Annotated in this window: 6 protein-coding genes; 1 reads left to right on the top strand and 5 read right to left on the bottom strand. The window is 76.6% G+C overall.

The genetic code is table 11. The annotated features are described in order from the left end of the window. The 4 genes from ABT106_RS30390 to ABT106_RS30375 form a co-directional block, all read right to left on the bottom strand. Positions 1-1,505 (bottom strand): ATP-binding protein (locus ABT106_RS30390; RefSeq protein ID WP_351283834.1); only part of this gene is annotated, 1,505 nt, incomplete at its 3' end. A 123-nt stretch (positions 1,506-1,628) separates the two neighbouring features. After that, entirely contained in the window at positions 1,629-2,486 is an 858-nt protein-coding gene (gene bdeA, locus ABT106_RS30385; RefSeq protein ID WP_351283837.1) for a bis(hydroxyethyl) terephthalate hydrolase, read from the bottom strand. A 248-nt stretch (positions 2,487-2,734) separates the two neighbouring features. Beyond that, complete coding sequence (locus tag ABT106_RS30380) at positions 2,735-4,105, bottom strand: hypothetical protein (RefSeq protein ID WP_351283832.1); 1,371 nt, start codon at positions 4,103-4,105, stop codon at positions 2,735-2,737. After that, positions 4,102-4,689 carry an RNA polymerase sigma factor gene (locus tag ABT106_RS30375; RefSeq protein ID WP_351283829.1) on the bottom strand — a complete coding sequence of 196 codons (588 nt, stop codon included), beginning with the start codon at positions 4,687-4,689 and terminating at the stop codon, positions 4,102-4,104. The genes ABT106_RS30380 and ABT106_RS30375 overlap by 4 nt, the downstream gene beginning before the upstream one ends. Before the next feature lie 533 nt (positions 4,690-5,222). Here ABT106_RS30375 and ABT106_RS30370 point away from each other — a divergent pair. After that, positions 5,223-5,579, top strand: coding sequence for an STAS domain-containing protein (locus ABT106_RS30370; protein ID WP_351283826.1), 357 nt, complete (start codon positions 5,223-5,225; stop codon positions 5,577-5,579). Between the two features lie 162 nt (positions 5,580-5,741). On the opposite strand, the gene ABT106_RS30365 is transcribed toward ABT106_RS30370, so the two are convergent. Then, positions 5,742-6,017: an isoamylase early set domain-containing protein gene (locus tag ABT106_RS30365; protein ID WP_267723636.1), complete on the bottom strand. Its 276-nt coding sequence runs from the start codon at positions 6,015-6,017 to the stop codon at positions 5,742-5,744. Positions 6,018-6,556 lie beyond the last annotated feature (539 nt).

Below are 6,556 nucleotides of genomic sequence, written 5' to 3'. Positions count from 1 at the left end.
GCCGCCAGGGCCCGCTCGCGGTCGTACGGGCCCAGCCGCGCCGCGGCCATCAGCAGCGCCTCGTACGCGTCGCCGACCGGCCCGTCCCGGAGCGCGAGGGCGCCCCGGACGAGTTCCGCCCGGCCGCGCACGGCGTCGTGGGCGGTCGCGTCACGGGTGCCGGCCAGCAGCTCGCGCGCCCGGCGGGGGCGCCCCGCCAGCCGGGCGTACTCGGCCGCGTCGGTCAGGCGCGTCGTACGGGCGTTGCCGGGGGCGGTGAGTCCGGCGGCCCGGGCGAGGGCCGCGGTGCGTTCGGTGCCGGAGGTGCGGGTGCCGGGGGCCGCCGCGGCCACGAGTTCGGCGGCGAGCCGGGCGTCGGGGCCGTCGGCGGCCGCGGCGCGGTGGAGCAGGTGGAGCAGGCGGTGCCGTTCGGCGTCGACGGACGAGGCCAGCAGCGCGTGGGCGGCCCGGCGCCGCGACGACGGCTCCGCGTGGTAGGCGGCGCGGCGCAGCAGGGTTCCGCGGAAGGTGATGCGGCCGCCGTCGCCGCGGGCGACGCCCTCGGTCTCGGCCGGTTCCAGCGCGCCGGGGTCCAGGCCGGCCAGCCGGGCGGCACCGAGGACCTGTGCGGCGTCGGCGCCCACGGCGTCGGGGTCGGGGTCGGCCGCGTGCGCGGCGGCGGCCAGCAGCAACAGCAGGCGCGTGTCGGCCGGCAGCGCGGCGAGCCGGTCGCCGACGGTGCCCAGCAGGAGGGCGGCGTCCGCGAGCGGCCGGGGCAGCGGGCGGTGACCGCGCAGCTGGTCCGGTGACAGGCGTGCGACGAGCGCGGTCAGCAGCGCCGGGTTCCCCTCGGCCTCGTGCAGCAGCTCGTCCCGTACGGACGGATCGGCGTCCGCGCCGGTCAGCGCGTCGAGCAGGGCGGCCGCCGGGCCGTCCTCCAGCGGGCCGAGGCGGACCACGGGCACCCCGCGTAAGGCGGGGTCGTCCGCGCGGTGTTTCGCGGCCGACAGCAGGAGCCCGACCACCCGCGGATGGCCGGGAGCCCGGCGGGCGGCCACGCCGAGGGCGGCGCGCGACGCGGCGTCCCACCGGTGTACGTCGTCGGCGCAGACCAGCACCGGCCCGCCCACGGCGGGGCCGCCCAGCAGCGCCGACGAATCCACCGCGCCCCCGCCCGCGCCCGCACCCCCGCCCGGCTCCGCCCCCACCGGTGCGCGGAGGGGGTGGAGGGGGACCGCGTCGATTCGTCCGGCCACCGCGCGGAGCAGCGCGGGCCCCCCGGCGAGCCCGGGCGGAGGGCGGAGGGCGGCCGGAGCCGCGGAACCGGGGCGCGGACCGGGTCCGGCCGCGAAGTCCCGGGCGGCCCGGGCCAGCAGGGCGGTGCGGCCCAGTCCGGGCTCGGCGACGAGCAGCAGCGCTCCCCCGTGTCCGGCCCGGAGCCGGTCTAACAGCGCTGCCACGGCGTCGAGTTCAGCGCTCCGGCCGAATATCCGGAGCGCGAGGTTCACGGTCGTCTTCCCGGTCACGGCCGTCACGCTAGGCCCGTGTGCGCGGGGGCGGAACGCCCGGATCCGCCGGTTGGGCACGCTCCCCGGCGCGACGGCCCAGGTCTGTGCGGGTCCACACCACCCCGCCGACGACCGGCCGGCTCAGGAGGCGTGCGGGCAGTTGCCCCGGTACTCCTCGATGGTCAGGCCCGGGCGCGGCAGCGGGCAGAGGAACTGTTCGTAGCGGGTGTCGTTGTCGATGAACCGCTTCAGCCACGCGACGCTGTACTTCGCGATGGTGGTGTTCGACGTGTTGGGCGTGAAGTGCGTCGCGCCGTTCAGTTCCAGGTACGCCTTGTCGAGGGAGCCGGGCAGGCTCTCGTAGAACGGCTCCGAGTGGGAGGCGACCGGCGCGATCGAGTCCCCGTCGGCACCGATGACCAGCGTCGGCGTCTGGATCTCGGGCCAGGACTTGTCCAGGTTCCAGCCGGTGAGCGGAATCGCCGCCTGGAGCGACGGCCGGCTCTTGGCGGCCTCCAGGGTGCCGCCGCCGCCCATGGAATGGCCCATCACGCCGAGTCGGCTGCCGTCGATCCGCGCGCGGACGGCGCTGCGCCCGGTCAGGTAGTCGAGTCCGGCCAGCAGTTGGCGGCCCCTGCTGTCGGGCTGGTCGAGGGTGGTGAGGGTGTCGATGGTGAGGACGACGAAGCCCTGGGAGGCGAGCCGCGGTCCGAGCCAGGCGATGGACGACTGGCTCGCGGTGTAGCCGGGTGAGATCACGACGGCCCCGAAGGTGCCGTCGGCGGTGGACGTCGGGTAGTAGACGGTGCCTCCGCCGAAGCCCGTGACGCTCAGCGAGGAGACGGTGGTCTGCGACACCGCGTACGAGCCGCGGGCGGCCTCGATGCTCGACACGGTCGGTGCGGGACCCCGCTCGTACGGGTTGCCCGCGGCCTGGGCCCCCGGAGTCATCGCGGTGGTGAACCCGCCGACGGCCAGGAACGCGGCCAGCCCGGCCAGGAGCGGCCGGAGTCCGGCCTTCCCGCGGGGGGCGGGACCCGAGGACCGCGCGGCCCCCGCGCTCACCTCGGCGGCGGTGCGGGCGCGGCGGGCGCGGCGGGAGTTCTCGCTGTTCTGCTGCTGCACGACGGAGTCGTCCTCTCGGTCGTGGCGGAGCCGCTCCGGTCGCGGGCGGCCGCCGGCTCCCGAGCCGAGGGCCGCGCCGAACACCGGGGGGGGGACCGCCGTGTTCGCTGGCCGGACCACTGTCACGGCGGATCCCCACGGCGCGCATCGGCGTAATCACCGGCCTCGTCGTCACCGGCTCTCCGCGGGACGCGGGCGGCCCGCTCCGGGCGCCCCGGGCCGGGAACCGGCAGGGACAGCGCCACGCACTCGGTGTTCGGGCCCGCCGTGGTCGGCACCGCCGCGCGGACCGTGTCCGGTGCGTACTCCTCCAGGTCCGGCGGCGGCGCGTTCGGCCGCCGGGTGTCGAGCCGGCGGAAGAGGGCCTCCCGGCTGCCGAGGGTGTGGGCCGACGCGTGCGCGGCCGCGCGGAAGTCCACCCACTCGTCCACCGCCGGGGTGGCCGGGCCGTCGGCGTACCGGGTCAGGGACACCTCGCCGTCGGTGTAGCGGGCTACGTAGAAGGCGGCGCCGACCGCGCCCCGGAGCCAGGCCAGGCTCTCCCGTACGGATCCGCGCCCGCCGTCCGGCCGCGGGGTGCCGCCGGGCGCGTGGGCGTCGGGGCCGGCCGGGGTGGCGAGGTTCGCCCGGAGAAGTGTCCCGGCCGCCCGGGCGAGGGCCGGTCGGCGGGCATGCGGGAGCCGTGCCCGGTCGGCGAGGGCGTGGGCGAGCCGGGGTGCGGGGAGGAAGACCTCGCCCAGGTCCGGGTCCCCTGTCCAGGTGTGCCCCGTCGCGGCCAGACGCAGGTGCGGGGGCAGCCGGTAGCCGGTCCGCCGGGCCCGGCCCGGCCCGGCGGTGAGGGCGGTCAGGTCCTGCGTCGTGATGGGCGGGGAGGTCCAGATGACCGAGGCGGCGAGCGCTTCTTCGAGATCGTGCGGTACGGGTGGCAGTTCGGGCAGGCCGGCCTCCTCGGGCAGTTGCCGGGACTGGTCGTGCCAGTGGCGTGCCGTGGCGGCCTCGGCGCGCGCGAGGTGGTGCAGGTACAGGCAGCGGGCCGCCGTCCGGGATCCGGCCCCGGCCGCGTACTGGAACCAGAACCGTGCGCCCTCGTTCTCCCCGGCCAGGTGCAGGAGCCCGGCGAACAGCAGCGTCGATTCGGCGCTGTGCGGCCAGGAGCCGGCGCCCAGCGCGCGTTCGGCGTAGTCCCCGCTCTCCACCAGGGCCCGGGCCGTCTCGTCCAGGGTCCGGGCGGCCCGTACGTGGCAGGCGGCGTCCAGCACCAGGTGCCCGGTGCCGGCGGACCGGGCCGTTCCCGGTCCGCCGGCGCCGGGTCCGCACCCCGGGCCGGCGCCGGCCGCCGGGCGGGCGCGGTGGGCCACGACACGGCGGGCGATGCGGCACCGGGCCGCGTACTCGTCGTATCCGGCGTACTCCTCGCCCAGTACCGAGGCGTCCTCGACGACGGCGTCCAGGGCGCACGGCGGCAGGCCGCGGTCACGTGGCAGATCGCTCACCGGTCCTTGTCCTCTCCGGGGATCCAGTCCACCCCGAGCTCGCGGGACAGGGTCCGGCGGGCGCCGCGGATGTGCGAGCGGACCGTCGCGGGCGAGATGCCCATCATCCGGCCGACGGTGTCGGAGTCGTTGCCCAGGACGAAGGACAGCAGCACCACGTCGTACTGCTTCTCGGAGGGCAGCTCCGCTATCGCCGCGTACAGCCCGAGCTTCGACTCCAGCAGCTCCAGCCGGTCCCGGGAGGAGCGGCGCAGGCAGGCGAACCACGCCGTCTCCACCATCGCGACCCGGCGGCCCGGGACGGCCAGGCGGCGTTCGACGTGCTCCCGCAGCGCGGCCCAGGCGAAGGCGTGGAGGCTCGCCTCGCGGAGCGCGTGCGGCCACACCTCCAGCAGGAAGGTGAAGACGTCGTCGACGATCTCCTCGGCGTCCCGCGCGTTGCCCAGTTGCAGGTGCGCGTAGCGCAGGTAGGTGCGGTGCTGCTGGGAGTGGAAGGCGGTGAAGTCCACGGGCAGCACGCCCGCCAGCGTGACGGAGACCGCCCTGTTGCCCGCTCCCGACGGGTCGGACTCACCCTCGCCCATGCACTCCCCCGCTCCGGTGCGTCCCGCCTCCGGGGGCGAGGGGTGCGTCGGGCGCGCGGGGCTCGGTGGCGGCTGTGGGCGCGCGGGCGGCGAGCTCGGCGAGATTCATGTCGGCGGAACCCCTTCCAGTGGCGTGACACCAGCCAATCGGAGAAAGGGGCCGATCGTGCAAGGCCGTCCCGGGATGAACCCGGGAGAAGGGCGTACCGGACTTCTCACGCGCCCCCGCCGTACCCGGACGCGCCCCGACCGCCCGCGCTCGGCACCGGCGGGGCACCCACGCGGCTCGGCCCTCCGGCCGCACAACAAACCATCACCGGGCCGATGTGCAATGTCTGCCATGACTGAGGTAGATTTTCGAGTGTTCCACGATGAGGTAGTCGACACCGGACCAGCGCGTCGAGCCGAGTCCGCCGGACCGCCCCATGGCCCCGGGAACCGGCACGACCAGCGGCCCCCGGAGCGCCCCCGGAGCAACGACCGCGACAGCGGGCTGCCGCGGCACACGCCCGCCGAACTAGGAGTGATCCCGCATGACCGAACGCCCCGCCCCGCAGGCCGGTGGGGAGGACATCGCCGTGGACGTCCTGGACCACGCCGTGATGGTCCGGCCCACGGGAGAGATGGACATCGACTCGGCCCCCTCCCTGGGTCTCGCCCTCACCTCGGCCCTGGCCCACGCGTCACCGGCGAAGGCGGTCGTGGTCGACTGTTCACGGCTGGTCTTCTGTGACTCCTCGGCGCTCAACACCCTCCTCAGCGCCCGGCGCAGCGCGGTGGAGGCGGGCTCCGTCATCCGCCTGGAGTCTCCCAACGACCAGCTCCGCAGCCTGCTGCGGATGACCGGCACCGTGTCCCTGTTCCCCCTCGGCCGGGAATCGTCGGGCTGACCTCCGGGGCGACCGGCCCCCCGCCCCGGAGGTCCGGGCCCCGCCCCCGGTGGGCCCGGGGCCCGGCCCGGGCGCGCGCGTGGCCCGGATGCCCACCGGATCCGGGCCACTCCCGGGGCGTGCTTCCCGGGCCGTCCCCGGGCGCCCGCGGACCGTGCGGGCTCAGGTGTGGAGACGGCTGTTGGAGCCCTCCCGGTCCCCGGCGCTCTCGTCGTTGAACCAGTAGTCGCCCGCCGCCAGGTACCGGAAGGCATGGGCGGTCTTGCTCGGCAGGGCGACCGTGACGGCACGCTTCCCGTCCTTGCGGGGCACCAGCGTGTGCGCGCCGGGCTGCCACCCGTTGAAGTCGCCCACCACACTCACCGGTCCGGGCGGGGAGTCGGCGGGAAGGACGAAGGTGACCTCGGTGTGGTCCTTGCGCAGCTTGCGTTCCAGCACGTGTCGGCTCCCGCCGGTCGGTATCGGGGTCCACGGCCCGCAGCGCCGCCTCCCGGGCCCTCGGTCCGTATGACGGCGTCAAGGAGAGCGGGGAGCCGCCCGCTGTGTCCGCCGTCGGGACGGTCGGGGCCCTGGGTCAGCGCGCCCACTCCACACCAGCCCGCGTTCCGCGCGGCCGCCGAAACGCGGGGCGGGCATCCGCCGCAACCCGTCCGGCGGACCGCGGGGCCCGCGGTCCGGCCCCGTACGGGCAGCGGTCGTCGCCCGGCCGCCTCCCGGCCATACTGAAAGCGCGGGCACCGCGGGCGGTGACCCTGCTCCCCACGACGGCGTGCCACCGCGCCTGCACCGCTCGCACCGGTCCGCACGGCCCTGGGAAGCGGTGACCGGTCCATGTGCGCACACGCCCCGAACGACGGCGGAAGCCGCCCCGAGACCCCGGCCCCCGGCCACTACGGCACGGCGGTGTTCCCGCCCGGCCAGGCCGGGGAGGACGAACGGATCGACCTCGGCGCGCTCGCCTACGACGACGTGACGCT

Origin of the sequence: Streptomyces sp. NPDC002044 (assembly GCF_040296725.1) — a bacterium.
Classification (GTDB): Bacteria; Actinomycetota; Actinomycetes; order Streptomycetales; family Streptomycetaceae; genus Streptomyces; species Streptomyces antarcticus.
This window is presented reverse-complemented; position numbering and strand designations above follow the sequence as displayed.

Excerpts from the sequence above, each read along its gene's own strand:
- ABT106_RS30375 (WP_351283829.1), bottom strand. The coding sequence starts at position 4,689 with ATGGGCGAGGGTGAGTCCGACCCGTCGGGAGCGGGCAACAGGGCGGTC.
- ABT106_RS30370 (WP_351283826.1), top strand. The coding sequence starts at position 5,223 with ATGACCGAACGCCCCGCCCCGCAGGCCGGTGGGGAGGACATCGCCGTG.